This window comes from Blautia sp. AF19-10LB (assembly GCF_003461245.1).
In the GTDB taxonomy this organism is placed as follows: domain Bacteria; phylum Bacillota; class Clostridia; order Lachnospirales; family Lachnospiraceae; genus Blautia_A; species Blautia_A intestinihominis.
This window is the reverse complement of record NZ_QTWS01000011.1, coordinates 46,810-72,579: the sequence shown is the minus strand read 5'-3', so window position 1 is coordinate 72,579 and position 25,770 is coordinate 46,810. Positions and strand designations below refer to the sequence as shown.

Sequence of the window (25,770 nt, the reverse complement as noted above, 5' to 3'; positions counted from 1 at the left end):
CGTTATAACTCCTCTAAAATTTCATTGGAGATCTCTGTGATCTCCTGTGCCTGATAAGTGGCTGCGATCTGTTTGATCCGACGGACCTGCTCTCTGATACTCAGGAACTTCTCTACCAGATGAAGCTTGCCCTCGTATTCTTCCAGTGTATGATTGCAGCGCTTGATCATATCATGAACACCCTGGCGGCTGATCCCTAGTTCCTCTGCCACCTCACTCAGAGAATAATCCTCCAGAACAACGCTCTCATATACCTGCTGCTGCCGCTCTGTAAGCAATTCTCCATAAAAATCATATAACAATGTCTGTTCCACAATTTTTTCCATTTGTAACCACCTTGGGTATCATAACTTATTTTGGTGCGGGTGTCAAGTGTTTTTTCTTGACAAAGTTAATTTTTCTTATTTCATCTTTACCACAAAATTCACATATCTTTTTATAATTGCTTAATGTTTACTATTTTTCACCATAAAAACCGGTATCAGCAATCTCAATCCATTTCAGGTACATTTCTTTATAGTGTTCTTTAATAAAAGCTCTGATTTTTCTTACTTCACGGTCAGTCAAACTTCCCTGTCTTTCTAAAGTTGTATCTCCATTATTTTTTACAAAGAATTTCGCTGATCCTGCTTCTGTCAGTTTTCTGTCACTAGTGTACTGTATCATTGACATTTCGCTAAATAACTTGCCTGTTTGGGCATGGCTAATCCTCCATAAACTGCTTATTGTTCAAATAATAATCCAGTACTATCTGATTTTCGATATCATCCATATTAGTTTCCACTATCTTATTATCATATATAACCGCTGCATGGTTTGGTTTATTCAGATTAAGCATACGAATATATTTTCCCTCTTGAGTATACGCATACCCATTAATGATCATATCTGCTGCATCTGCTATCTTTTTAATATCAAGCTGCATAGTCAATCTGAACCTCCTTTACCGGTGTAAGGAATTCATCTACATCATAATATAAATTTTGAAGAATCGGAACAAGATCAATATACTACTCTACCTCATTCAGATTTTTGTACTTCGCCATTACAACCAGATAACCTTTATCCCATTCTTTCTCAAAATCCTCCCCCAAAAAAGTCTCTCAGATCTGCCACTCTGAGGGATTTTGCTTTGCATTGAACATTAATCAGAACTCATTCATCCGCCTCAATTAGTTCATGCTCCTGGCCTTTTCCTGCTAACAACTGAGTAATTCCTCGATCTATCATGGCAAGATATTCTGCATTGCGGGCAGCCTTTTCGAACTGATTATATTTTTCAAGACTCATGATTACAACGTTCTTTTCACCTTTACGAGTAACAATGACTGTCTCGTGATTGTCTGTTGCCTGATTGCAATAATCCTTTAACTTATTTCTGATTATAGAATAAGTTACTGCTAACATAATTTCACCAGCCTTCTCATAGTATTTTTCTTGCTGTTATGATTTTAGCTCACGCGCCAAAGAGCAATTTGTTCTTATTTATGCTATACTATATACGTTACTGCTCCCAAATCTGGCAACAGAGGGGAGGTGCTTTGTATTGGATCCAATTACTTCTTTTTTAATCGCTGTTGCGGCTGGTGTGGTTTGCCACCTCATCAACAAATGGTTAGACAAGCGATAACAACAGCAACTAGCCTCGGTTAGCGCACCCTAAAAGCACAAAAAGAAAGCCCCCAGTATTCCCAGTACTGAGGGCTTTCGCTTTGCATTGAACATTATTACTTCTTTTTTTGCCTATGGCAATTATAGCATATGTATTTCTGGAAATCAATATGCCTGATCTCGGTATTTCTATGAATTTTTCTCCATTTGTCACAAATTTGTCACAGAATCAAATTCCATCTCCCGCAAAGCCTTGTATTTCCTGCCTTTCTCAGGAATCTATATCAAGTGTTTTTTCTTGACAAATAATCTCTTTATTCCAGCTCCTTCCCGGGTTCTTCGGCTTCGAATTCGAAGACGCAGCGGTCGAAGGCGTTGATCACGTTGGTTTCTTCGTATTTGTCGTAGCGTTTGTGTTTTCTTCCGTATGACATGTGGACGTGTCCGTGGAGGAAGTATTTGGGGTGGTATTTTCCCATAAGGCGGCGGAAGATCTTGAAGCCCTGGTGCGGGAGGTCTCTGCCGTCGTTTAGCTGGTAGGCAGGGGAATGGGTCACGAGGATATCGAAACCTCCCCGAAACCAAATCTTCGGGTAGAGTTTCAGCACCCTTTTTTGCATTTCCCATTCCGTGTACTGATGGACACCTGGTTTGTATCTCATGGAGCCGCCAAGCCCCAGAATCCTTATTCCTTCATAGACAAAAAGTTTGTCGTCAATGCAGATGCAGCCTTCCGGTGGGATCTTTTCGTATTTGTCATCATGGTTTCCGTGAACATAGAGCACCGGTGCCGATGTAAATGTGGCAAGGAAGGAAAGGTATCTCGGGTCCAGATCTCCGCAGGAAATGATAAGATCGATTCCTTCCAGTTTGCTTTTTTCGAAATAGTCCCACAGATACTTGGATTCTTCATCTGCTATGGCAAGTATTTTCATTTATTTGCGTTTCCCCTCTAATTCTCAAGGCCAGACTGCTGTGTAACCGGTTTGGCCTGATCTGTTAATTCTTTGCGTGTCGGGATCGAGCCGACAACGTTTTCTGCCAGCCAGTCCATGGTGATGATCTCTTCCGGCGAAAGAGCCTTGTTCGGATCTGACTGTACCATTCCATCCTGAGAGTACAGAACTCCCGAGAACGGATTGAATTCTCCCCTTGTGATATTGTCTTTGAGAAGCTGGATCAGACGTCTCGTTCCGATCGGCAGATTCTGGGAGTGGATGACATCTACAACGCCAGCAGAAAGTCCCCACCAGTAGTTGATCGCTTTTGTTTCATAATTATCGTCATATTTCCAGGTTCCATCCATGATCGTGCGGATCAGCTGCTCATAAAATTTACCCCAGTGCCACAGAGGCATGGCGATATTGTGCGGCTCGCCGTTTTCCAGATGATAAAGTCCAAAATATCTGGAAGTCTCTTCCGGGATCACCATATCTTTACCGGAAACGACAGTCACACCCTTTTTCTGCACATTTTCCATTGTACGTCCCAGGTCAACATCCTTAAGCGTGGACCATTCCAGATAGATCTTTGCTCTCGGGTTCACCATCTTGGCGCCCAGGGCAAAGGCATTGATATTTGCGATCGTTCCAAAGATCGGATAATCTGCAATGTACGCAAGCTGGCCATTCTCCGCCATCGCACCGGCGATCGCTCCCATCAGGAATTTCGCTTCATGCATACGCGCATAATAGGTACGGATGTAACGGTGGGAAGTGTTCAGCGAACAGTTCAGGATCCTTACATTCGGATTGGCGATCGCGGCCTGCACACTTGCCTGTACAAACTCCGGTGTCGTTGTGAAAATGATATTGCAGCCCTTCTGGATCGCATCGGAGATCGCTTTTTCTGCAAGTTCCGGTGTCAGATTCTCATAGCACATGGTCGTAACTTCCTCTGGGAAAGTCTGCTCCAGATGAAGCCTTCCCAGTTCATGTGCATAAGTCCATGCGGAAGTTCCCGGTGTCTTTGCATAGAGAAAAGCGATCTTAAGTTTCGGTGCACTGAGTGGAAGCAGGCGGTTGAGCAGAGGCTTTTTCTCCTTGTTCGGGTCAAGTTTCAGGTCAATGACATTGTCATGTTCGAGAAGTTCAAACTCTTCCCAGCTCTTTGCGACCAGGGTCTTGAGTTCGCTTACTGTCTTCTGGCAGAGCGCTTCATAACCATAAACTGTTAGAAATGCCAGGAATGCATCCCCCGTCGTGATCGAAAGCTTCTTACCGCCGGCAGCCTCATATTCTGCTGCAAACCTGGAATATACAGAACTGAAATTCAGCTTGTCATCGTCCGTCCAGAGTTCCTTCGGGCCTTTTCCTACTGCTTCCTGCAGCTTCGCAAAACTTCCCAGTTTGGAAAAATAAATATAATTGATCTGAGAAAGCGCATAAAAATCCACAAATTCATAGTAGATCTTGTTTTCCTTCTGGTCAGTCCTTGCAGGAAGGATCCTTGTCACGTTTCCAGGAACAGAGACAGCATCACAGTATTTCAGGACGCTGACACGCTTGTTTCCCTCTTCGATATAGAACTTATTCATGTACTCATAAGCTTTGACCGGGTCATGGATTCCTTCTTTGAGGTGACTGTCGATCAGTACACTCCATTTGTAGGCAAACTCCGTGTTTTCCCTGAGGATCGGCATGAAATTTCCGGAAAACGCACTGCTTCTGCCGCCGCTCTTTGTTCCTACGATCTGATCGATCGGGATCTGGACAAGTCCCAGCGGAACTTCAGAATAAGAACCTCTGGACGGGAGGATATCATCAAGGACTTTAAGCGTCGGGACTTCGCCTCGCATCATCCTTGCCTGATAATCTTTTTTGCCCATTTTATATGCTTTTATATAATCTTCTGATACATATGTCATAAAAAATTACCCCCTTTTTAAGTGGTTATTCTATTTGGCCAAAAGGGGATCCGGACCTCCCCGGTCTGAATCCCCTGCTTTTCTTTTATCAGAATTTCTTATACTTTACAGACTTGCGCGAATCACTTTCGGTCTGCATCCTGCTTTTTCCAGAGCCTGAACGATCTTATTCTTGTGCTCTGTTCCGTATGCTTCCAGTGTTACCTTAAGTTCCACTGCCTCGTTACGGTTGGTGCTGATAAACTGATTGTGATCCAGTTTGATGACGTTGCCCTGGTTTTCTGCAATGATGGATGCAACACGTACCAGTTCACCCGGCTTGTCCGGGATCAGGACAGAAACAGTAAAGATTCTGTCTCTCTGGATCAGACCATGCTGAACAACAGAAGACATGGTGATCACGTCCATATTTCCACCACTTAAGATGGATACGACTTTCTTGCCAGTGAAGTTCAGATGACGGAGTGCTGCAACTGTCAGAAGTCCAGAGTTCTCAACGATCATCTTGTGGTTTTCTACCATATCAAGGAAAGCAACGATCAGCTCATCATCGTCGATCGTGATGATGTCATCCAGATTCTCCTGGATGTACGAGAAGATGTGCTCGCCCGGTGTCTGTACTGCAGTACCATCTGCAATGGTATTTACATGAGGAAGAGTGACAACTTCGCCTTTCTCAATGGAAGCTTTCATGCAGGCAGCTCCGGATGGCTCTACACCGATGACTTTGATGTGCGGGTTCAGAAGCTTGGCAAGAGTGGAAACACCTGTTGCCAGTCCGCCTCCTCCAATTGGAACCAGGATATAATCTACCAGCGGCAGCTCCTGAACGATCTCCATGGCGATGGTTCCCTGTCCTGTTGCAACAGCCGGATCATCGAATGGATGGATGAAAGTGTATCCTTCTTTTTCTGCCAGTTCCAGCGCGTAAGCACAGGCTTCGTCGTAAACATCCCCTTTGAGGATGACTTCTGCGCCGTAGCTCTTGGTACGCTCTACTTTGATAAGCGGTGTGGTAGTCGGCATAACGATGACTGCCTTTGCACCGAATTTATGTGCTGCATAAGCAACACCCTGTGCATGGTTTCCTGCGGATGCAGCGATCAGTCCCTTCGCTCTCTCTTCTTCGGAAAGTGTGCTGATCTTGTAGTATGCGCCACGCACTTTGTATGCGCCGGTACGCTGCATGTTCTCCGGTTTCAGGAAAACCTTGTTTCCTGTCAGTTCTGAAAAATATGCACTCTTGATCAGCTTTGTTTCCTGTGTTACCTGTTTTACGATCTCTGCTGCCTCTTCAAAGCTCTCTAATGTAAGCATCTTTTGCTCCTCCTCGTTCTGTTTCTGTGAACAGTTTATTTATTCTTCTGTATCAAGATCTTTCTCGTCTACGTCAAACAGTGCATTGACAAACACATCTGCATCGAATTTCTGCAGGTCATCGATCTGCTCGCCGACACCGATGTATTTGACCGGAATATCAAGCTCTGACTGGATCGCCACTGCAATACCACCTTTTGCTGTGCCATCCAGTTTGGTAAGGATGATTCCGTTTACGTTGGCAACTTCTGCAAACTGCTTTGCCTGTGCCAAGGCATTCTGTCCTGTTGTTCCGTCGAGAACGACCAGCGTTTCCAGATATGCCTCCGGATATTCTCTCTCAAGGATCCTGTAGATCTTGCGGAGTTCTTCCATAAGGTTTTTCTTATTGTGAAGTCTTCCTGCGGTGTCACAGATCAGGACATCTGCATTTCTTGCCTTGGCTGCTGCCACCGCATCATATACGATAGATGCCGGGTCTGCTCCTGCCTGTCCGCCGATAAGGTCGACACCTGCACGGTTTGCCCACTGTGCAAGCTGCTCACCTGCTGCCGCACGGAAGGTATCTGCTGCTGCAAGGATGACTTTCTTTCCCTGATCTTTGAGTTTGCCGGCAAGTTTACCAACAGAAGTTGTCTTTCCTACTCCGTTGACACCGATCACAAGGATCACAGATTTCTGGTTTTCGAATGCGTATTCTGTACTGTCAACACGCATCTGCTCTTTGATCCCGTCGATCAAAAGCTGCTTGCACTCTGCCGGGTTCTTGATATGCTGTTCGGAAACCTGTTCTTTCAGTTTCTCTATGATTGCTGATGTTGCGTTGATCCCGATATCTCCCATGATAAGGATTTCTTCGAGTTCCTCATAAAAATCCTCATCAATGCTGGAATAACCACTGAAAATCGAATCAAATCCGGCAACGATATTGTCTCTTGTTTTGGTAAGGCCGCTGACCAGACGTTTAAAAAATCCTTTTTTTTCTTCAGCCATTTTCATACCTCCTCGTTATCTGGTTAACTGGTTCTCGACCAGGTCTACGGAAACCAGGGTGGATATGCCCTTCTCCTGCATGGTGATACCATATAACCGGTCTGCGGCATTCATCGTGCCGCGTCTATGTGTTATTATAATAAATTGTGTATTTTTCGTCAACTTCTGAAGATAAGATGCGAAGCGTCCAACGTTGGAGTCATCCAGTGCCGCCTCGATCTCATCGAGAAGACAGAACGGGGACGGTTTCAGGTTCTGGATCGCAAACAGAAGCGCGATCGCGGTCAGAGCTTTCTCTCCACCGGAAAGCTGCATCATATTCTGAAGTTTTTTGCCCGGCGGCTGTGAGATGATCCGGATACCGGCTTCGAGGATATCTTCTCCCTCTGCCAGTTCCAGCGTTCCCTTTCCTCCACCGAACAGTTCCTTAAATGCCTTGTCAAATTCCCTCTGGATATCCTGGAATTTCTCGGCAAACTGCTTCCGCATTCCCTCATCCAGTTCCTGGATGATATTCTCCAGTGTCTCCTCTGCCTTGACAAGATCCGTATACTGGGTCGTCAGGAAAGTGTGACGTTCGAGAAGTTCTTTGTAATCTTCGATCGCATTGACGTTGACGGAACCGAGCCTGCGGATCTCCTCTTTGATGCGGGTAACGTCTTTTTTGATCTCCTGAAAATCATCGAGCTCTTCTTTTTTGTAAGAAAGCGCGTTATTTGGAGTGATCTCATACTCTTCCCACATGTAGGAGATCCGTCCTTCCCGCTGTTCTTCGACCTTTTCTGCCTGACTGCGCAGACGGAAACATTCTTTGTCCAGAAGTGTGGTTTTCTCAGAAAGACGGTCTCTTTTTTCAAAAAATGCCTTGTGGCTTTCGGTTCTCTCTTCCTTCTCTGCCTCGCATTTTTGTCTCTGTACAAGAAGCTGTTCGTCTTTTTTGCGGCAGTCTTCGATCGCTTTTTTGAGGTCCTGGATGCCGCCTTCTTTTCGGGTGATCTCATCTCCGCTCTGGGCGAGACTGGTAAGCAGGTCCTCGGATTCCCTTTCAAAAGCCTCGATCTCTGACTGCAGTCGGCTTAAGTTTTCCTGAAGGAAATGTTCCTGCTGTTCCAGCGCGGAAGAATCCAGACGAATCTGCTCCAGTTTCTTCTGTTTGGCAGTCTCTTCTGCTTTCCATTCATCCAGCTCGGCCTGCTTCGTCTCGATAAAGGTTTCCAGCTCTTTCTCGTCTTTCTGGGAATCTTCGAGCTCTTTTGCAATATTCTTATGATCCTCACGGATCTCCGATGCCTGATGTCTCAGCTCATCCTGATCGCGGTCGATCTGACGGTAATTTTTCTGGATCTCCTGTGCCTTTTCCTGAAGCTGTTCGAGGTTCATCTTCGCGGTATTCTGCTCGATGTACTGTCCACGGAGCTTCTGCTGGAGTTCGTTTATCGTGTCACGGAGTTTATTTCGCTGTTCACGGTTTTTAAGGATCGATCGCTGGGTCGTTTCCAGTTCTTTCTTACGAAGTGCGACGTTTTTTTCCAGCTCCTCTATCTCACGGCGGCGGCCGAGGAGATTGCTGTTGTTACGGAACGCACCACCGGTCATGGAACCGCCCGGGCTTAAGGATTCACCTTCGATCGTGACCATTCGGAGACTGTGGCGGTATTTCTTGCCGATCGCGATCGCATGGTCGATATTGTCCACCACCAGAACCCTGCCGAGAAGATACTGTACCAGTTCACTGTATTCTGCATCTGCCTGGACCAGTGTGTTCGCCGTTCCGATCACTCCCGGTTCCTTCAGCGCATCTCTTTGTGTAAAGCCGCCTCTTCCGCTGATATTCGACAGTGGAAGGAAGGTCGCACGGCCATAACGGTTCTGCTTCAGGAAACCTATCATCCGCTTCGCCGTCTGTTCATTGTCCGTTACGATATTCTGGATGCTTCCGCCAAGTGCTGTCTCGATCGCAACTTCGTAATCCTTCTGCACATGGACGATATCTGCGACAACGCCCCGGATACCCGGTTCTTTTGCCTTCTGTTCCATGACCCTCCGGATACTGTTGCCATAACCGTCATAACGCTCTGTGATATTCCGCAGGGATTCCAGACGGGATGCCTCTCTGTGGTAGGCGGTCTGTCCTGCCTCTATCTCCCTGCTCTGTTCCTGCAGTTTCGTCTGAAGTTTCTGTACTTCTCCACTTAAATGGGTACATTCCTCATTGCCTTCCTGGATCGAAGCTGTGATCTCGTCATAAGCTTGCTGATAACGGCTGCGATCATTTTCGAGGACTTCTTCCTCGCTCTTTAAGCGAAGAATCCTCTGGCTTACTTCTGCCTTACGGATATCGAGCTGCTCGATCATCGCATCAAATCGCTGCGCTTTTCCCTTGGTCGTGGCACGGCTGTTGAGGATCTCGATGATCTCATTCTTGCCGTCCTCCACCGCACTGGTGCATTCTTCTACATTGGAAGCAATATTTTCGAGTTCTTTCTCTTCCTCCTTGAGATTCTTTCGGATCTCTTTTAACTTTTCGTGAATCGTCAGTTTCTCTTCGCTTAAGTTTTCCTGCTCTTCCCGGCGATGTGCAAGTTCTTCCTTGAGCGTTGCCAGTCGGGATTTGAAATGTTCACTGCTCTGTCTGCCCGCAAGGATCTGCTCCTCGAGGACCTGCATCTGACCTTCAAACTGCTGCTTTCCAAGGGCATTCTGCTGCTGTTCCTCTTTAAGAGAATCCAGACGCTCATTCAGCGTTTCCAGTTCTTCTTCCAGACGTTCGTATTCTGTTTTGGTGCGGTCATAGGCTTTCTGGGCTTCGTCAAGTTCTCTCTGGGCATTCGAAAGTTTCTGCTCCAGTTCTTCCAGATTCTGAACGCTCTGCTCGTATTCCAGAAGGAAAAGATTGACATCCAGTGTCTTAAGTTCCTCCCGCTTGGCAAGATAGATCCTTGCTGTCTCGGACTGTTTCTCCAATGGACCGAGCTGTTTGGTCAGCTCGCTCAAGATATCTGTCACACGGACAAGATTCTGGCGTTCTTCTTCCAGCTTCTTGATCGTGGTATTTTTTCTTCGTTTGAATTTTACGATTCCCGCTGCCTCGTCAAAAAGCTCCCTGCGGTCCTCTGGCTTGCCGCTTAAGATCTTGTCGATCTGTCCCTGTCCGATGATGGAGTAGCCTTCCTTACCGATACCGGTGTCATAAAACATCTCCTGGATATCCTTCAGGCGACAACTGCTGCCATTGATCAGATACTCACTTTCCCCGGAACGGTACAGCCGTCTCGCGACAGTCACTTCATTAAAATCCACTGGAAGCTTGTGGTCGCTGTTATCCAGTGTGATCGCCACCGATGCGAAACTTAAGGGCTTTCTGGACTCTGTACCGGAAAAAATGACATCCTGCATATTGCCGCCTCGAAGCTGCTTCGCGCTCTGTTCTCCGAGAACCCAGCGGACGGCATCGCCGACATTGCTCTTTCCACTTCCGTTCGGTCCGACGATACCGGTGATCCCGTTGTGGAATTCAAAATTGATCTTCTGGGCAAACGATTTGAAGCCATATACTTCAATATTTTTTAAATACATAGTTCACCTGCAATTTATTTCATTTGACGCTTACAGCTTCCAGCTTTTTCTCCTGGATCGCCTGGTAAGCTGCCGCCTGCTCTGCGGCTTTTTTGGTGTGGCCGGTGCCACATCCGTACACTTCACCGTTTACTCTTACTTCTACGCTGAACTGCTTGTCATGATCCGGACCTTTTTCCTCTGTGAGAATATACTCTACCGGCTGGAGTCCTTTCTCCTGAACGATCTCCTGTAAGATCGTCTTGCTGTCATAGAAAAGCTGCTTGCTCTCGATATCATTCAGGATAAAATTCAGCACAAACTCTCTCGCCGGCTCAAATCCGCCGTCAAGGTAAATCGCGCCAAGGAGTGCCTCGGTCGCATCGGATACGATAGAATCTCTGTTTCGTCCTCCGGTCATGTTCTCTCCACGTCCAAGGAGAAGGAATTTCGGGAGTCCGAACTGTCTCGCACAGTAGGCAAGGCTCGGCTCGCACACAAGGCTGGCTCTCTTTTTGGTGAGTTCTCCCTCCGGGATCTGCGGAAAACGTGCATACAGGAAATCACTGCTGACAAGTTCCAGTACCGCATCGCCCAGGAATTCCAGACGTTCATTACACCCAAGTTTGCCAAGCTTTTTCTCGTTGGCATAGGAGCTGTGTGTCAGTGCCTGTTTCAAAAGTTTCTTATTCTGAAAAGTATATCCTATGATCTGTTCCAATTCTTCCATATTATTTCTGTCCTTCTTTTTCTGCTGCCGGTGTTTCTGGGGCTTCATAATGAGGCGGAAGAATACGCTCGGCGATTTTTTCATTTATTTTCTGCTGTTTAAACTGCACACACTGGAAGATCGCATTGCGGATCTCGACTGATTTCGCACTTCCATGTGTCTTGACTACAAGTCCTTTGAGACCCAGAAGCGGTGCTCCGCCGTACTCTGTCGCGTCAAAGCTCTTGAGTGTCTGTTTCAGTGCCGGTTTCACGAGGAGCGCACCGATCTTGCTCTTTAAGGTGCTCATCATTCCTTCTTTTATCTTGTGGATCAGCTCGGAGCTGACACCTTCATACAATTTGAGGATGACATTTCCGACAAAAGCCTCGCAGACGATGACATCTGCATAACCTGCCGGAATATCTCTTGCCTCAATGCTTCCGATGAAGTTGATGCCTTCGATCTCCTTGAGAAGAGGGAAAGTTTCTTTGACCAGTGCATTTCCCTTCTCTTCCTCTGCGCCGTTATTTACGATAGCAACACGCGGATTCTTGATGCCTACTACATTTTCCATATAGATAGAACCCATCTTGGCAAACTGTACCAGATGGGACGGTCTTGCGTCTACATTGGCACCACAGTCGATCAGGAGGGATACTCCCTTGGCTGTCGGGATCAGCGGGGCAAGAGGCGGACGTTCTACACCTTTGCTTCGTCCGACAAGTACCTGGCCTCCGACCAGAACAGCACCTGTGCTTCCTGAAGAAACGAAAGCATCGGCTTTCTTTTCTTTGACCATCTTAAGTCCGACTACAATCGAAGAGTCTTTTTTCTTGCGGATCGCAAATACAGGAGGCTCTGCGGTTTCGATCACTTCTGTGGCATTCACCACCTGGATCCTGTCTTTCGGATAATCCGGATATTTCTTAAGTTCTGCCTGAACCACGTCTTCCACACCTGTCAGGATCACCTGAATATCATCCCGTTCTTTTACTGCCTCTACAGCAGCTTTCACAGGTTCCACCGGTGCATAGTCGCCGCCCATGGCATCTACAACTACTTTTACTAATTCTGCCATAATCTGTCCTCCTGCTTATTTCTTTATGTCAAATCTACAAATCTGTTCTGAAAAAATCATTCCTGCTCACGGCAGAAAAAGATTTATCTCTTTATCTTACTAAAGAATACCGTGAAAATCAATAAAAACCGCGCAATTCATTATCTCTTTCTGATTAATTATTATTCTGCGCCTCGATCTGCTCTGCGAGATCATTCAGATATACCCAGCGGTCCATCTTTTCTTCCAGCTGTGCTTCTGCCTGTGTTTTTTCCTGTGTAAGTTCATTTAATTTGCCGGAATTGGTCGCATTTGCCATAATATCCGCATCCAGCTTCTCAATACGGGCCTCCAGAGCCGCAATATCATCATCGATCGTCTCATATTCCCGCTGTTCTTTGTAGCTGAATTTCAGTTTGACCGGACGGTTCTGTTTCCAGGTCTTCACAGAATCTTTCTCTGTCTTTGGCGCTTCAGAATCATTTTTTACTGCTCCGGAAGCTCCACTTTCTTCGACATCGATTCCCTCGCTGCGTTTCTTTGCCTCCAGATAATCGGTATAACCGCCTTCATATTGGGTAAGATTTCCATTTCTGTCAAATTCAAAAATACGGTCGGCCAGATTATCAAGAAAATAACGGTCATGAGACACCGCAATAACGATTCCGGCAAACGAATCCAGATAGTCCTCCAGGATCGTAAGAGTAGGAATATCGATATCGTTCGTGATCTCATCCAGAAGAAGGACATTTGGTGCTGCTGCCAGCACTTTGAGAAGATACAGGCGTTTCTTCTCTCCACCGGAAAGCTTCTCGATTGGTGCATACTGCATGGCCGGATCAAAAAGAAACTGCTCCAGAAGTTTCGATGCACTGATAAGTCCGTCCCTGGTCGGGATAAATTCTGCCACATCCTTGATGTAGTCGATCACTCTCTGGCTGCTGTTCATATCCTCGATCTCCTGAGAAAAATATCCCAGTTTGATGGTATCCCCGATCTCCACCTCACCGCTGTCCGGCTGTACGATGCCCGCGATGATCTTGAGAAGTGTGGACTTTCCGCAGCCATTTGGTCCGATGATACCAAGGCGCTGATTTTTGAGTACGATATAATCAAAATCATTGATGCAGACTTTGTCACCAAAACGCTTGGAAATATGATGAAGCTCGATCGTTTTTTTGCCCATTCTGGTCTCTACCGAATCAATCTCCACATTCTTGTCACGTACCGGGGCTGTGGAATTCTTCATTGCTTCCAGACGGTCAAGACGGGCTCTCTGCTTGGTGCTTCTTGCACGGCAGCCACGTTTCGCCCACTCGATCTCCATACGGAGAATGCTCTGTTTCTTACGCTCGGAAGCCATCTCCATCTCTTCTCTCTGCGCCTTGAGTTCCAGAAAGTCGGAATATTTTGCCTCATAGCTGTAAATCTTTCCATGGCTGATCTCCAGAATCTTGTTTGTCACACGGTCAAGGAAATAACGGTCATGTGTCACCATGATCACAACGCCCTTGAAACGGTTCAGATAATCCTCCAGCCAGGATGCCATCTCATTGTCCAGATGGTTGGTCGGCTCGTCAAGGATCAGGACATCCGTCGGGTTTGCCAGAACAGCTGCCAGTGCGACACGTTTCTTCTGGCCGCCGGAGAGATGGTCGATTTCTTCTTCGTGGTCTTCGATTCCCAGTTTATTGAGGATCATATGCGCCTCTGTCTCCGGATTCCAGCTCTTGTCTTTCTGTCCCTGTGTCACATAGGAAAGAATCGTCGCACCCTCCGGAAATTCCGGATGCTGAGGAAGATAGGTAATACGAAGTCCGTTCTGTGTGATCACCTGACCCTCATCTGCTTCTTCCAGACCGGCAAGAATCCTGAGAAACGTTGTTTTTCCTGTTCCGTTGATTCCGATGATACCGATCTTGTCTCCCTGATGGATTCCGCAGGAAATATCATCAAAGATCACTTTATCTCCATAAACTTTACTGATGTGCTCCAGATTCAAAACATTCATTCTATTCAATCACTCCTGTACGTTTTTTACTTTTGGAAACTTTCTGAAATAGTAGATAACAAACAAAACTGCCGTGATTCCCCAGGATACGGGATAACTCAGCATAATCGTATTAATTCCCGGATGTCCCGGAAATACACCGAACATCCATATAATACGGATAAGACAGACTCCGCCGCAGGTAAGCAGCATCGGAACCAGAACTCTGCCCGCTCCGCGAAGTGCGCCGGAAAGAATTCCGATGACTACATACATAAAATAAGACGGAAGAAGGAAGTGCATCATATCCACACCGATCCGCACAACATTTTCATCTGTGGTAAACAGTCTGTAAAGCGGACCTGCCAGTGCATACAGAGTCCCGCTCACAAGAAAAGCACCGGCATACGACATTCCCAGACAGACTCCTACGCTTTTTCGCATTCTTTTTACTTTACCTGCTCCGTAGTTCTGTCCGACGAAGGTTGTAATGGAAATGCCAAATGCATTTACAACCATCCAGTAAACCGCATCGATCTTTGCAAAGGTTCCCCATGCAGCAACCGTATCGGTTCCTAGTGCATTTACAAATACCTGGATGATCAGATTCGCGATCGTATACATCGTTGCCTCCAGTGCCGCCGGAATCCCAATCCGAAGGACAGACTGAAGAGAAACTCTGTAAAAACGGATCTCCCGGAGTTTCAGCTGGAATAACGGATGTTCTTTCATCAGCATAATAGTTACCAGGCAGGAGCTGATTCCCTGGCAGCTCACAGTCGCCAGAGCCACACCCATAACTCCCAGCCGGAAGATTACGACAAGCACAATATCAAGGACAATATTCAGTCCACAGGTGATCATCAGAACGTACAGCGGTCTTCTGGAATCTCCCACTGCACGGAGAATGGATGCCCCCATATTATAGATGATGTTAAAGATCATTCCGCAGAAATAAATATGAAGATAGATTCTGGAATCTGCCATAAGTTCCTGTGGTGTCTTCATCAAACCGAGGACGGTATCTGTCAGCGTAAACCCGATCACACCGACCACAAATCCGGTCACTATACCAAATGCATAGGAGGTATGAAGCGTTTTGTTGAGGTTTTTTTTGTCTTTGGCCCCGTAAAACTGCGCAACGACCACCGATGCACCGGAAGTCAGTCCCACAAAAACTTCCACAACCAGATTGACGATCTGGTTGACCGATCCCCCGACAGCCGCCAAAGCCTCCTTACCTACAAAACGACCGACAACAATGCTGTCGGCCGTGTTATATATCTGCTGAAAAAATGTTCCGATCACGATCGGAAAAAAGAAAATCAGAAGCTGTTTCCAGATCACACCTTCTGTAATCTGATTCTTCTCATTCATTCACATGACTCTCCCGTTTCTTCCTCTTTCGAGGTAATTCGATTTCTCATCTCTGTCAGTATAGCAGAGGAAATTTGGAAAAGCAATGCATTTTACAGCATGACGAATAATTATTTTACCAGAAAGACGGATCCAACAGTTCGATCTGCGGACTGGAAGGATCTGTGGAGGAATACATCGAAAAGACATTGCCCTGCGGATCTGTCCATTCACCGGAACCGCCTTCCTGCATTCCCGGATACATAGACTCCCAGCTGTCACCCGGCTGGTAGCCGTACATGCAGTAGTTGCTGTTATTTCCCCGGATTACGATTTTGGATACTTTAAGATCTCCCAGTTCCACAGCCTGCCCTCTGGCATAAAACATCACCTGGTCATTTTCGACCACTGTGTCTTCTCCTTCTGTCCTTGCTCCTACATTGTCTATTTCGAAAAAAAGAGACCGCATATCTGCTCCCATATATTGAGAAACATCTGTTTTATCTGTGTGGTTTCCCAGTGTAATATGCGACATTGTGACAGTCAGATTATGATCTTCCCCGCTTAATGCTACATAATTTCCATTTTCGTCAAAACGAACCGGCCTTCCCCACACTTGATAAAGTCCCTCTTCTCCCAGTTTTCCTGTCGCATCGCTGTACGACATTCCTGTATCTACGCCCATTAAGCAGTAAGGATTCCCGCTTCCTGTCAGCTGGATCTGTGTAATACTGTCCCCGCCATCGCCGGAGTCTGCACTCATCAGGGTCACCTGTCCGTTGGAGCAGCTGGTCATTCCCATATTCCAGTAAGGTTCTGACATCCCGTCAAATTTTCCCGCCATTTCTTTGAGACTTTTTCCGAGCATGGATTCCAGTTCCGGCTCTTTCACAGAGGAACCGCCAATCTCTCCGATGAACGGAAGGGTGATCCCTGCATAACAGGGAACTGCGTTCATTCCGGTAAGTGTCATTGCAGCGAGCGCTGCCACTGTTACTGTCTTAAATTTTCTCTTTCTCATAAATACAATCTCCTTTTCTTATTTTCTTTTCTATATTCTTAAGCGCCAATACGCTCAAAACTCTCCTGTATTCCATGACCGGACATGTGGATCTTCCATCCCCGTTTTTTCAGACTTTCCAGTTTTTTTTCGAATTCTTCTCTGTCTTCCTCGCTGCTGGAATTATCCAGCCCGTCTGTGAGCAGATACAGGCTCACTTCCTTCTGATTTTCTCCTGCGGATGGCATCAAGCCGGAGAGCAGTTCCAGTACTTCTTCTACCCGGTCTATATAAGCCGTATATCCTTTTGTAAAATATGTGAAAGAATCCAGCGGCTTCACATACTTTACCGGCATCCTGCTGTAAAGCAGTTCACATTCTTCATTGCAGAGCGCCAGCGTCACCAGAAGTTCTTTCTTGTTTCGTTTCTGCCTTGCGAGCCATGCATTAAAACTTTCTATAATTTCTTTTTCTTTTCCATACATGGATCTGCTGCGGTCGATCACACAGACAAACTCCGGTATCTTTTTATATTCTTCTTTTTCCATAGGCTTTTCCTCCGTTTTCTTTATCATAGCCCGACACTTTTTCTCGGAAGGATCCGGACCGTCAGGCTCTCCTTCCCACTCTCATCAAAAATCAAAAGTCCCTCTTCCCACTGATACATATAGACCGTACCTTCTGTTTTTCCCTGTTCCAGAAGCTCCTGATCCCGCGCGGTAAGATCCTTTACTGTTTTCCCCTCCGGATCTGAAGCATCTGTCAGAAACAGAAGAAGTTTTGAAGCCATTTCCCCCGGCTCGACTCCTGCCTTCCTCTGACAGGTCATATAAAAATCCAGGATATCTCCATTATTCAGATCTTCTTCCACGGTCAGCATACAGAAATCTTCCAGCTGATATTCTGTTTTTTTGTAAAAATCCGTCTGTATCAGGTCATATTCACTGACTGTTGCAGTACACTCTGTCTCTTTTTCCGTTTTTGTATAGGAAAAATCATTCTGCGTCAGATACGCATCCAGTTCTTTCTTTGTTTTTAACAGCCGGTACCGGTTACAGGGCTTTCCATATGATCGAATCACTTTTTCCGGCAGATGATAGATCATACTTTTTCCATCTTCTGCGGTTTCCGAAGAAACTGCGTTTTTCCTGATCAGTTCCAGGAATTCCTGTGCCTCCACGGAGCCTCTGTCAAAATTCCCGGCATAATCCGTTTTCTGTCCGCTTCTCTCTGTGCTGAGTTCTATCCCCCATGCGCTCAGAGTGACAGTCAGAAGGAGCAGTGGTATGACAATTTTAAATGTACCGGAATTTTTCTTGTTATCTGTCTGTGGTTCTTTTTCATCTGTTTCCTGAAGCAGTGCTTTTCTCAGCTCCGGGATTGACGCATAACGCTCATGATAATCCAGCGCCAGCCCTTTCAGCAAAACCTTTTCCTGCTCCGACGTGATCTGTGCGCCATACATAGATGGCGGATAAAGTGTATCTTTTCCTCTGCGCGCCAGAGCAGATTCCGGAATTGCTCCTGTAATCATCTCGTAGAGCACTGCACAGAGACTGTAGACATCCGTCCATGCTTTTTGCTTTCCGTGTGCTTCATACTGTTCCAGCGGTGCATATCCCTCCTTCAGAAGAACCGTTTTTGTCTGGTCATCTTCCGTAATTTCCCGTGCCGAGCCAAAATCTATGATACAGAGACTGCCATTCTCCCGGAGCATCAGGTTATCCGGCGTCAGATCCCTGTGCAGGACATGCTTCCTGTGCATCTGTTCCAGCCCGTTCATGACCGGAAGAAGCATATCTCTTGCTTTTTCAAAGGACAGCGGTTCTTCCTGACATTCCAGATAATGCCGCAGACTGGTGACTCTTAAGTATTCCATGACAATATAGGCATTTCCCTGTTCTTCAAAATAATTCAGAACCTTCACGATTTCTCTGACCGAATGCAGCGAAGCCATCATTCTTGCTTCCCGTAGAAAATTCCGGATCTCTTTTTCTCTTTTTTCACCCTCTGGAGGGCATAATTCCTTTATGACCACTTTCTGATGGTTTTCCTGGTCTGTTGCCAGCCAGGTAACTCCAAAGCCTCCCCGGCCAAGCGTTTTTTCCAGCTGGTAGCGGCCATTCCCTATGTTTTTTGTCTGTGTCTTTTTTTCCATATTTTTTCCTGTCAGTAAAAAAGTCCTGCCTTTGACGCAGCGATCTTCACATAATATCGTATATTTTCTCCATTCGCATCAGATATACCGAAAAGACTGAGCCAGCTGTGAAAGCTGACCTGTAGTATCATACTCTCCTCTGACTGCTCCATCCGTTTCTGCAGATCCTGAATTTCTTCTGATGACAGACGGCCTTCCGGACAGCAGATGGAAAACAGAGTTTCCAGGAAAATCCTAAGATGTTCCGGATCTGTCATGCTTCCATTCAGACAGATCACTCTCTGATCTGCCGGATCATAGTAAATTTCATAGGATTCTGTTTCTTTCTCTGGAATGTCCACCTGAAAGGACTCTTTTATGCCAGAAGAATTTCTGAGGAATTCATAAGATCCATCTACACTGCGGCTGACAGATCCGTAAGTTTCTTTTTCGGTTTTTATCTGAATATTTTTCTCCTGGAATCCCATCGTGGAAAACAGTACTTTTCTGACAGAATCCCTGTCCAGATACATTTTCCTTCCCAGATTATCCGGCACCTTCCACTTACGCATCTGCTCTTCTGTAAGTTTGCAGGAAATATATCCGTTCTCTGGTTTATCTCCCATTTCCGGTGCATAGTCTGTGAGCTTTTTCAAAATTGCATCGTAGTCTTTGTCCAGGCTGGAGATCAGACGTTCATCCTCCCTGGCGGCTCCGCGTTCTTTTGCTCTCCTTGCTTTTCGTTCAAAATACCGTACCGTATCATGATTCTGAAGCCACTGATCTCCTGCCCGGAAACCTCCTGCAAGCAGAAGGATTCCGAGAATTCCAAGCCCCATACGTCTTACTATGCGAAAGCTTTTTTTCTGCTTTCCTGTATGATAAGCAGCTCCAAGCCCGCTGATCTGAATCCATTTCTGTCCCCAGAAGTGCCTAGTACTTCCTGAAAGGATTTCCGTTCTTTCTGTGTGAAGTCCCAGACTGTGCAGTAAAAGCTCCATGCTGAAATATCTCTGCTGGATTTCCAGATTCAGTCCCTTCAGGATCGTCTGCTCTGCCGCTCTGTCAATCTTCGTATAATACGAGACCGGCCGGAGTTTCTGATTCTGAAGCCGATCTGCTACAGAGAGCGGTTTTTGTCCTGTCAGTATCTCAAAAAGGACTGCGCAGATTCCATAAACATCACTCCAGGGTCCGATCTGTTCCGGATCGGTGTACTGCTCCGGCGCACTGTAGGATTCTTTCAGAAACTTCTTCTCACAGACGATATTCCTTCCCCGGCAGGCACCAAGATCAATCAGCTTCAGATTTCCCGCCGCATCAAACATCAGATTGTCCGGGCTCATATCACAGTGAACCAGACCTTCACTGTGCAGAAAAGCAAGACCTTCCAGCACCGGTTCAAACAGTTTCAGGATTTCTTCCGATGAATATTCCTTTCGGATCGTATCGGCTTTCTGTTTCAAAGTTCCACCCGGAAGATACTCCATGACCAGAAAATTCATTCCGGCTTTTTCGAAATAGTCATAGATTTTTACAATTCCGGGAATCTGTTCTTCTCTTAGAAACGGGCTGTCCGCATGAGAAAAAACTTCCGTCTCGCTTCCTGCTTTCCAGACTTTTATGGCGATCTCCCGGTTCTTCTCTTCATCCAGTGCATGATAGATCACGCCAAAAGCTCCATGTCCAATCTGTTCCTGGATCAGATAGCGGCTTTTTAACATTTGTTCCATAACTCAGTTCTCTCCATTTTGCGGCCATTGTATCTCTGACACGCTGTACTTTCTGCCATCCAGGATGCCATTCGCCCGGATGATAAACTGTATGGTATTTTCGTCATCCCGAAGGATCATTCGACTGAGATCCATATAGTCATACTGATACACAGCAGTTCCCTCTGTTTCTGATAATTCCGACAGATTTTTTTTCAGATCGGAGATGATCTCGTCTTCAGATTCGCTGCAGTCCTCCGAAAGAGCAGTCACCAGATCTGCTGCCAGAGCGCAGTCCCGTTCGGCCTTCTCTCTCTCCACGGCAACATTGATCCTGTAAATTCTTTCCGAGACAAGATCATACAGAAGAGAAATCCTCTGCCCCGTCTCTGACGCAAAATCCTGTTTCCGCAGAAACTGTGCTTTCAGAGCTCCCATTCCGCAATCTGTTACCTGAAACAGATTTTCCTCAGAACTTTGTTCAAAAGATGGTTTCTGACTTTCCAGAATCTTTATGAAATCTTTTCTTGTTTTTTTGAGAAGTTTCAGATTGGAAGGCTGATTCCATTCCCGTACTGCATTTTCCGGAAGCATATACAGAGTTGTGAATTCCTCTTTTTCACTTTTTACCGCGTGCGTTTTCACAAAATCCAGAAACTCTTTGTATTCTTCTGAATTTCTGGTATAACTTCCGGCTGCCGTCTCACTCTCCGCTTCCGTTTCCGAGGCATAGCTTGTGAGACCCAGCTGATAATTATAAAAAACTTCTCCTTCATCAGTAGTATTCTGCTTTTTCAGCAGGCTCATCCGGAACTTTCCGTGGTCTTCAAAATCATAATAACCATTCTGCTCTGCCTGTGCGAAAATTTCCTCCGTCTCTGCATCTGTAAAATACGTTTCCGGGACAATTTCAGAAAAAACCTCCCCCAGGAAAATCTTTATCTCTTCCTTTGAGAGCACGACCGTACAAGAATCCACTCTTCCGTTCTCTGCGTCACTGATAATCTCCAGGCTTCTTTCTTCTCCTTTTTCTGTACCTGTGTAAACAATGGTTTTCTGATTGCACAATTCCAGATACGCAGTCTTTTCACCCAGGTACGAAATACTGCATTCACGGTCGGAGCTTTTTTCTTCCAGAGGAATGCCAAGTTCCTCCTCGATCCGCTTTTTGAGATGTCTGTCCCGGATGGAAAATCCCTGTGACGCATTTCCTGCCAGATTTCTTTTGTCCATAAATTCAGGGGACACTTTATAAGCAGTTCCCGGGGAGCTGACTGTTTCATCCACTGTTCCTTCTTCTCTGGCGGCATTCCAGATTTCTTTTGCCTCCTTCTTCTCTGCCGAAAGAAGAAATACCGGATCCTTCTGGTATTTCTCGTGGTCTCTCTGAATCTGAAATTCCAGAATCTGCCGTTCGTGTGTATGCACATATCCAGATACGGATGCTCCTGCGATCACAAGGACTCCCAGCAGGATTCCGGCTGCTCTCCTTCGCTTCCTTGTCATAAATATGGTCATCCGGTCTGCTTCTGCATGGTCTCTCTGATACTTTTCTGTCAGATCCAGCCATTTTTCTCCCCAGGTCGACTGAATTGCCCCGAGATAAACTTCCAGAGAATCATTCTTCATTCCAAGCTGTTCTGCCAGCGCATAGATTCCAAAGCAGCCGCCTCCTGCCTCCCGGTTCAGTTCCCCGAGAATTGTTTCATCTGCTCTGCTGCTGACATCCGCCCAGGTGCTGATCGACCTGACTTTCTTTTTGTCTCCGAATCGTCCTGCCTGCGATGGTGCTTTTCCGGTCAGACATTCATACAGAATTTCTGCCACTGCTCTTACATCTGTCCAGGGACCTGCCGTATCTTTTTTCGTTCTCAGAAAGCAGTCACCGAGGCCTGTCAGACAGAGTGTATCATTTTCATCAAAAATCAGCCGCTCCATTGTGATTCCGCCATGAACCATACCTGTGCTGTGAAGAAAAGACACTGCTTCCAGTGCCGGAAGAAGCAGTGTCCATGCATTTTCTGCTGTAATCTGTTTCTTTTTCTGCCCTTCCAGATATTGTCTTAAATTTTTGCCCGGCAGATATTCCATCGCCATATAAGCATGTTCCCCATCCTGAAAAACATCCATTATTTCTGTGATTCCCCGGTATTCATACACGCCAAAAAACTTTCCGGCTTCTTCTGTGAACGCTTTTGTCCATGCCTCTGCCCCATCCGGATCTCCCGGAACAAATTCCTTGATCACAACTTCCTGATCCAGTGCTGTATCATACGCCCGGTAAATGTGGCTGTGTTGTTCTCCTTTTTGAAGAAAATCCCCGATGAGATAACGTTTTTTGAGCAGATAACCGAATTCCAGCATCTCTTCTGTAACTCTTTCTTTCATCTTCACGGTCCCCAGGAATAAGCTGCATGATAACGGAAGTATGCGTTGTAATAGCTCTGATATCTCGCCTTTGATACAGATCTTCCATCAATCCAGTAATTCACCTTGATTCTGCCATTGGACTGGCGCTGTCCGACATAATCAGACATGGTAAGATTAATATAAAGGGTACGGCCTTTGATCTTGAAGATATTTCTGGAAACACTTCTTCCTGTGATAAGAGTCTTTACAATAAATGTTTTTTCTTTTTTGTTATAAAGCAGCTTCTGTGGTCCGAAATAAGAAGTACGCATAGCTCCAACCAGCTGTACCTGTCCCCGGTAGATCGTCCAGACCAGCATGACCCTCGCACGTTCACTGTAATAAAACGCTTCTGGAACATTGTCTCCAGTTACATCACGGTAGATATAACGAAGATTATCATCATAATATACGGTTTTCATGGAAAATTTCTTTCCACAGTCGTTGTATTTCCATCCGGAACGACTTCGCAGATCATAGTTAATATTGACACGCACTCCTCTTCTTGCCCAGTCTCTCATTTTATTATTATACATGCGCACTGCCTTCTGGTAACTAATCCCTGCTGCCTGCACCGGCGATGCCAGGATTCCTGTGCTCAGAAAGAGTCCTGCCAGGATTCCCAGTATGGTTCTTGTCAAAAATATTCTGCTCTTTTTCATTCTCTTACCTCTCCTTTTGCTTTATTTCCTGTCCTCTTTGTATGATATCAGTATATAAAACCATTTGGAAAATTTGTTTTTCACATCAGATAATCCAGTAATTCTTTCTGATGGCAGTAAGAATCCCGGTATACTTTGTAAAGATAAAAGTTTCTTCCCTGGATCACCTGCTTCTCCACTTCTTCCTCCAGCACATCCAGGGGTTCGGTAGAACGCAGAAAACGGATCACAAAACGGTCAAATTCCTGATCCGGTTTCAAGCCGGCAAATCCGCAGTTCATCAGAATACGGTTCAGTCGGTTCATTGTAATCTTGTTTTCCTCATCCAGCGGAACTCTTACCTTGACAAACAAGAGAAAACTGATCAGTGTTGCCCTGTTGATGTCCCTGCCTCCTGTGATAAATTCGCGGAAAAAATCTTCTCCGGAACGGCCTCTCTGATAGGCCTTTTTGCGCTCGCCCTCATCCCTGCTTCCGGAAAAATCCTTCGCCTCTTCTTTTTTGCGCTGTTCTTCTTCCATAAGAAAAAGTTGTTCCGATGCTGCTTTCCACTCGTCCGGAGACGGATTCTGGCTGCAGAGCCCCAGAGAATGTGCGACACGGATCTTCATATTCTGCGGCCACTGGTCAAAATTTCCATAAAGTTCAAAAAGAATTTCCATCCAGTCCACAGACACATACCCAAAATAAAAATAGTTAAATTCGTCAAAGATACCGCCCGGTGTCAGAGCTGTATTTTCGAGATATTCTTTTTTCTCTTCCAGTGTCATGTTATTCTTCTGTTTGTCTGCATCTTTCTTTAATTTTGTCAGTGGTTTCAGAAACGCGAGCTCTTCCAGAGCGAATTTTTCCTCTCTGCCCCGTTCTTCTTTTTCCAGCATATTTCCATATTGATTCCGGAGTTTTTCTTCTTTGATGCAGCTTTCGTAATACCGGTCACAGCGGTCCTGTATGTAAAAATAAAGATACTTGCAAAAATAATATCTCGCACGCTCCCGCACAGAAGAGAATTTCTCAATATTCTCATGTACAAATGCCCAGAATTCCTCTCTGGAATCGCTCTGCATGATTTTCTCTTCCAGAGATTTTGTCATAAGCATGGTCTCTAGTTCATCGGAAGAGGATTCTGCTTCCATATATTCTTTGAGTTCCTTCAGAGTAATCTTTCCGCCCTTAAAAAAACGTCTCTGTGCTCCATCAGCTTCCTCAAATATTTTCCTTCCCTCAGCAAAAAGTTTCTTCCATTCTTCATACCCGATCTGATGGTCAAACGCATAGATCAGACACGCCTCATAGAAACTTCTTGCGTAAAGTTTCTCGCATCCGCTTTCTTCAAGATGCTGATTCACCTCATCCAGATCCCAGCCGGCAGCAAATCCCTCTGCCAGAATTTCCAGTCTTGTCGGAACAGCCTTCAGTTTCCGTTCTTCTGCCTTTGATAATTCCGGCAGTTCTTCCGGATCTATGGAAAAATTCATAACCAGATTTTCAAAAATATTCCTCTGTTTCATTTTTCTTCTCCATTTCTTCTTTGTAATAATAAAATTATACCCTGTTTTCTCCACACTGACAACGAAGAAATCGTCATCCTGTTTTTGGCAACAAAAAAAGCAGAACCTATAAAAGATTCTGCTTCTTATTGTTGTGATTAGTCTTCTACTTTCACGATTTCTTTCTTGTTGTAGCTTCCGCACTCTTTACAAACTCTGTGAGGCATCATCAGGGCGCCGCATTTGCTGCATTTTACCAGGTTCGGAGCACTCATTTTCCAGTTAGCACGTCTTTTGTCACGTCTAGCTTTGGATGATTTGTTCTTTGGACATATGGACATAGGTTACACCTCCTTAAATTTACTAAATATATCACTGATGGCGGCCATACGTGGATCCTTCGGTTCCTCTGCACATCCGCAGGGTCCCTGGTTCAGATTCTTCCCGCACTGGCTACAGATTCCTTTGCAGTTCTCCCTGCAGAGAACCTTCAAAGGCCAGTTCATCAGTACCTCAAGATAGACCAACCGGTCCACATCCAGGTCTATTCCCGTGAGATAGTCATTCTCATCCAGATCTTCTACTCTGTCTTCATCAGATTGTTTCATATCCAGTTTGCGCTCAATGCTGTATGAAATCTCAACGGAAACCTGTTCAAGACAGCGGTCACACGGAATACCGACTGTGACACTTCCGTTACCGGTTAATTCCAGTACCTTATTGCCGGTATTGGCAATGGTAAGTTTCACCGGAGTCTTATCCAGGATCGGATATTCTCCCAACTGAAATGAAATTGTATCTAGTTCAAGCTCAGGAGTGATCTGAATGACCTTTCCTTCACTATCAATAATCTCTGATAAATGAATCTGCATAATTATCTCCTACTCACACCTTATCAATTAT

At 45.7% G+C, this 25,770-nt stretch carries 22 protein-coding genes and 1 pseudogene; all 23 read right to left on the bottom strand.

All coding sequences use genetic code 11. The features are described from left to right. Window positions 1-2 precede the first annotated feature (2 nt). A complete protein-coding gene (gene ylxM / locus DWX28_RS08165) occupies window positions 3-326 on the bottom strand; it encodes a YlxM family DNA-binding protein (protein WP_022215428.1) in 324 nt (107 codons plus the stop codon). Window positions 327-456: 130 nt separating this feature from the next. After that, window positions 457-672 carry a DUF4160 domain-containing protein gene (locus DWX28_RS08160; protein ID WP_243002381.1) on the bottom strand — a complete coding sequence of 72 codons (216 nt, stop codon included), beginning with the start codon at window positions 670-672 and terminating at the stop codon, window positions 457-459. Between the two features lie 31 nt (window positions 673-703). Further along, window positions 704-925: a DUF7723 family protein gene (locus DWX28_RS08155; protein WP_118252406.1), complete on the bottom strand. Its 222-nt coding sequence runs from the start codon at window positions 923-925 to the stop codon at window positions 704-706. Continuing rightward, window positions 915-1,010 (bottom strand): annotated as a pseudogene (locus DWX28_RS20755) (DUF7724 family protein); the annotation flags it as partial. The gene DWX28_RS08155 and the pseudogene DWX28_RS20755, both read right to left, overlap by 11 nt. A 145-nt stretch (window positions 1,011-1,155) precedes the next feature. After that, on the bottom strand, window positions 1,156-1,407 hold the full coding sequence (locus DWX28_RS08150) for a type II toxin-antitoxin system Phd/YefM family antitoxin (protein ID WP_118252405.1): 252 nt from the start codon (window positions 1,405-1,407) through the stop codon (window positions 1,156-1,158). 518 nt (window positions 1,408-1,925) lie between these two features. Then, the gene (locus DWX28_RS08145; protein WP_118252404.1) at window positions 1,926-2,546 is read right to left on the bottom strand and encodes a metallophosphoesterase family protein; all 621 of its coding nucleotides are present in this window, start codon (window positions 2,544-2,546) and stop codon (window positions 1,926-1,928) included. A gap of 17 nt (window positions 2,547-2,563) precedes the next feature. Further along, window positions 2,564-4,477 (bottom strand): BMP family ABC transporter substrate-binding protein, encoded by a 1,914-nt coding sequence (locus tag DWX28_RS08140; protein WP_118252403.1) that lies wholly within the window; start codon window positions 4,475-4,477, stop codon window positions 2,564-2,566. Window positions 4,478-4,582: 105 nt separating this feature from the next. Beyond that, on the bottom strand, window positions 4,583-5,794 hold the full coding sequence (gene ilvA / locus DWX28_RS08135; RefSeq protein ID WP_118252402.1) for a threonine ammonia-lyase: 1,212 nt from the start codon (window positions 5,792-5,794) through the stop codon (window positions 4,583-4,585). Window positions 5,795-5,833: 39 nt separating this feature from the next. Continuing rightward, entirely contained in the window at window positions 5,834-6,787 is a 954-nt protein-coding gene (gene ftsY, locus DWX28_RS08130) for a signal recognition particle-docking protein FtsY (RefSeq protein WP_173905703.1), read from the bottom strand. A 15-nt stretch (window positions 6,788-6,802) separates the two neighbouring features. Continuing rightward, window positions 6,803-10,363, bottom strand: coding sequence for a chromosome segregation protein SMC (smc, locus tag DWX28_RS08125; protein ID WP_118252400.1), 3,561 nt, complete (start codon window positions 10,361-10,363; stop codon window positions 6,803-6,805). Between the two features lie 19 nt (window positions 10,364-10,382). Continuing rightward, window positions 10,383-11,072, bottom strand: a complete 690-nt coding sequence (rnc, locus tag DWX28_RS08120) for a ribonuclease III (protein ID WP_227222598.1) — start codon at window positions 11,070-11,072, stop codon at window positions 10,383-10,385. Window position 11,073: 1 nt separating this feature from the next. Beyond that, on the bottom strand, window positions 11,074-12,132 hold the full coding sequence (gene plsX / locus DWX28_RS08115) for a phosphate acyltransferase PlsX (RefSeq protein ID WP_118252398.1): 1,059 nt from the start codon (window positions 12,130-12,132) through the stop codon (window positions 11,074-11,076). 154 nt (window positions 12,133-12,286) lie between these two features. Beyond that, the gene (locus DWX28_RS08110; RefSeq protein WP_118252397.1) at window positions 12,287-14,122 is read right to left on the bottom strand and encodes an ABC-F family ATP-binding cassette domain-containing protein; all 1,836 of its coding nucleotides are present in this window, start codon (window positions 14,120-14,122) and stop codon (window positions 12,287-12,289) included. 9 nt (window positions 14,123-14,131) lie between these two features. Further along, window positions 14,132-15,478: an MATE family efflux transporter gene (locus DWX28_RS08105; RefSeq protein WP_118252396.1), complete on the bottom strand. Its 1,347-nt coding sequence runs from the start codon at window positions 15,476-15,478 to the stop codon at window positions 14,132-14,134. A 115-nt stretch (window positions 15,479-15,593) separates the two neighbouring features. Continuing rightward, a complete protein-coding gene (locus DWX28_RS08100; RefSeq protein ID WP_118252395.1) occupies window positions 15,594-16,478 on the bottom strand; it encodes a hypothetical protein in 885 nt (294 codons plus the stop codon). A 38-nt stretch (window positions 16,479-16,516) separates the two neighbouring features. Then, window positions 16,517-17,005 (bottom strand): VWA domain-containing protein, encoded by a 489-nt coding sequence (locus tag DWX28_RS08095; protein ID WP_118252394.1) that lies wholly within the window; start codon window positions 17,003-17,005, stop codon window positions 16,517-16,519. A gap of 23 nt (window positions 17,006-17,028) precedes the next feature. Beyond that, the gene (locus tag DWX28_RS08090; RefSeq protein ID WP_118252393.1) at window positions 17,029-18,615 is read right to left on the bottom strand and encodes a serine/threonine protein kinase; all 1,587 of its coding nucleotides are present in this window, start codon (window positions 18,613-18,615) and stop codon (window positions 17,029-17,031) included. Window positions 18,616-18,626: 11 nt separating this feature from the next. Continuing rightward, window positions 18,627-20,327: a serine/threonine protein kinase gene (locus DWX28_RS08085; RefSeq protein WP_118252392.1), complete on the bottom strand. Its 1,701-nt coding sequence runs from the start codon at window positions 20,325-20,327 to the stop codon at window positions 18,627-18,629. A 3-nt stretch (window positions 20,328-20,330) separates the two neighbouring features. Continuing rightward, a complete protein-coding gene (locus DWX28_RS08080) occupies window positions 20,331-22,694 on the bottom strand; it encodes a serine/threonine protein kinase (RefSeq protein ID WP_118252391.1) in 2,364 nt (787 codons plus the stop codon). 2 nt (window positions 22,695-22,696) lie between these two features. Beyond that, the gene (locus DWX28_RS08075; protein ID WP_118252390.1) at window positions 22,697-23,377 is read right to left on the bottom strand and encodes a hypothetical protein; all 681 of its coding nucleotides are present in this window, start codon (window positions 23,375-23,377) and stop codon (window positions 22,697-22,699) included. 80 nt (window positions 23,378-23,457) lie between these two features. Then, window positions 23,458-24,888, bottom strand: coding sequence for a hypothetical protein (locus DWX28_RS08070; RefSeq protein WP_118252389.1), 1,431 nt, complete (start codon window positions 24,886-24,888; stop codon window positions 23,458-23,460). 137 nt (window positions 24,889-25,025) lie between these two features. Then, entirely contained in the window at window positions 25,026-25,208 is a 183-nt protein-coding gene (gene rpmF / locus DWX28_RS08065; protein WP_005425421.1) for a 50S ribosomal protein L32, read from the bottom strand. A 3-nt stretch (window positions 25,209-25,211) separates the two neighbouring features. Beyond that, on the bottom strand, window positions 25,212-25,739 hold the full coding sequence (locus DWX28_RS08060; RefSeq protein WP_022215449.1) for a YceD family protein: 528 nt from the start codon (window positions 25,737-25,739) through the stop codon (window positions 25,212-25,214). Between the last annotated feature and the right edge of the window lie 31 nt (window positions 25,740-25,770).

Bases quoted from the DNA above. Each gene is read 5' to 3' on its own strand.
- DWX28_RS08075 (WP_118252390.1), bottom strand. From the start codon at position 23,377: ATGAAAAAGAGCAGAATATTTTTGACAAGAACCATACTGGGAATCCTG.
- DWX28_RS08155 (WP_118252406.1), bottom strand. From the start codon at position 925: ATGCAGCTTGATATTAAAAAGATAGCAGATGCAGCAGATATGATCATT.
- DWX28_RS08105 (WP_118252396.1), bottom strand. From the start codon at position 15,478: ATGAATGAGAAGAATCAGATTACAGAAGGTGTGATCTGGAAACAGCTT.
- DWX28_RS08095 (WP_118252394.1), bottom strand. From the start codon at position 17,005: ATGGAAAAAGAAGAATATAAAAAGATACCGGAGTTTGTCTGTGTGATC.
- DWX28_RS08145 (WP_118252404.1), bottom strand. From the start codon at position 2,546: ATGAAAATACTTGCCATAGCAGATGAAGAATCCAAGTATCTGTGGGAC.
- DWX28_RS08060 (WP_022215449.1), bottom strand. From the start codon at position 25,739: ATGCAGATTCATTTATCAGAGATTATTGATAGTGAAGGAAAGGTCATT.
- rpmF (WP_005425421.1), bottom strand. From the start codon at position 25,208: ATGTCCATATGTCCAAAGAACAAATCATCCAAAGCTAGACGTGACAAA.
- DWX28_RS08140 (WP_118252403.1), bottom strand. From the start codon at position 4,477: ATGACATATGTATCAGAAGATTATATAAAAGCATATAAAATGGGCAAA.
- DWX28_RS08070 (WP_118252389.1), bottom strand. From the start codon at position 24,888: ATGAAACAGAGGAATATTTTTGAAAATCTGGTTATGAATTTTTCCATA.
- plsX (WP_118252398.1), bottom strand. From the start codon at position 12,132: ATGGCAGAATTAGTAAAAGTAGTTGTAGATGCCATGGGCGGCGACTAT.
- smc (WP_118252400.1), bottom strand. From the start codon at position 10,363: ATGTATTTAAAAAATATTGAAGTATATGGCTTCAAATCGTTTGCCCAG.
- DWX28_RS08080 (WP_118252391.1), bottom strand. From the start codon at position 22,694: ATGAAAGAAAGAGTTACAGAAGAGATGCTGGAATTCGGTTATCTGCTC.
- ilvA (WP_118252402.1), bottom strand. From the start codon at position 5,794: ATGCTTACATTAGAGAGCTTTGAAGAGGCAGCAGAGATCGTAAAACAG.
- DWX28_RS08085 (WP_118252392.1), bottom strand. From the start codon at position 20,327: ATGGAACAAATGTTAAAAAGCCGCTATCTGATCCAGGAACAGATTGGA.
- ftsY (WP_173905703.1), bottom strand. From the start codon at position 6,787: ATGGCTGAAGAAAAAAAAGGATTTTTTAAACGTCTGGTCAGCGGCCTT.
- DWX28_RS08090 (WP_118252393.1), bottom strand. From the start codon at position 18,615: ATGGAAAAAAAGACACAGACAAAAAACATAGGGAATGGCCGCTACCAG.
- DWX28_RS08160 (WP_243002381.1), bottom strand. From the start codon at position 672: ATGTCAATGATACAGTACACTAGTGACAGAAAACTGACAGAAGCAGGA.
- DWX28_RS08150 (WP_118252405.1), bottom strand. From the start codon at position 1,407: ATGTTAGCAGTAACTTATTCTATAATCAGAAATAAGTTAAAGGATTAT.
- rnc (WP_227222598.1), bottom strand. From the start codon at position 11,072: ATGGAAGAATTGGAACAGATCATAGGATATACTTTTCAGAATAAGAAA.
- DWX28_RS08110 (WP_118252397.1), bottom strand. From the start codon at position 14,122: ATGAATGTTTTGAATCTGGAGCACATCAGTAAAGTTTATGGAGATAAA.
- ylxM (WP_022215428.1), bottom strand. From the start codon at position 326: ATGGAAAAAATTGTGGAACAGACATTGTTATATGATTTTTATGGAGAA.
- DWX28_RS08100 (WP_118252395.1), bottom strand. From the start codon at position 16,478: ATGAGAAAGAGAAAATTTAAGACAGTAACAGTGGCAGCGCTCGCTGCA.